Below are 900 nucleotides of genomic sequence, written 5' to 3'. Positions count from 1 at the left end.
TGGATCCGGTGTTGGGTTTGGAACAGTGTATTTATTTGTAAATACAACTGCTTTACCATCTGCATACGAAACAGTCGCAGTCAAGAGACCTTGACCATCCGCAACTACAGTGACTGTTACAGTATGCTCAGTCTTATCGTATTCAATACCCTCTTCAGTACCAACTTTTTCAACCAAGGTATAAGTGTGAGTACCTGCTTCTTCGAATGAACGAACAAAGGCTACTTTACCTTCGGCAGTATTCTTAGCTTCTGCTACAACTGCACCATTTTCTTTCAATTCGAAAGTATAAGCATCAGCCGCAAGTTCTTTACCTTCAAGTTTCTTAGTTGCTTCAATCGTAGCTTCTACTGCTGGTGCTTTAAAGCTATTCGTGAAGACACTACCTGCTGGGTATTCAACAGTTGCCTTCAAGGCGTTTGTTGCTGCATCTTTGGTTACTGTTACCTTTGCAGTCTTTTCTGTATCGTAAGTAATACCAGTTGCTCCAGCATTCACTTCTTTTACAGTATAAGTATACTCACCTTCTGCATCATAGTTGATTGCATTAAATGTTACTTTTCCAGCTTGGTTTGTTTTTGTATCAATTTTTTGTCCATCTTTGTACAATTCAAATTGGAACTCACCATCAACCAAAGTACGACCAGTCAATTCTTTCGTAAACTCAAGTGTTGCTGATGTGGCTGTTGGAGCTGGTTCTTTATAAGTGTTAGTGAAGACACGTTCTGCATTCGGATTTTCTACAGTCGCAACCAATTGACCTTGACCGTTATCTGCTACAGTTACTTTAACTGTGTGAGATTCTGTTGAGTAGGTCACACCTGCTTCTGTTCCTGATTTCTCAGTAATAGTGTAAGTGTGCTCTCCTGCTTCTGTGTAGTTGACGTTGAAGACAACTTC

1 protein-coding gene is annotated in these 900 nt (G+C 40.2%); it reads right to left on the bottom strand.

Annotated features, from left to right (window positions below):
- A partial coding sequence (locus A0739_RS07435) for a Spy0128 family protein (protein ID WP_330996836.1) occupies positions 1 to 900 on the bottom strand: 900 nt, incomplete at both ends.

Origin of the sequence: Streptococcus oralis (genome assembly GCF_001588645.1) — a bacterium.
Taxonomy (GTDB): domain Bacteria; phylum Bacillota; class Bacilli; order Lactobacillales; family Streptococcaceae; genus Streptococcus; species Streptococcus oralis_AB.
Note: the sequence above shows the minus strand (reverse complement) of the source record. Positions and strands in the feature narration are given on the sequence as shown.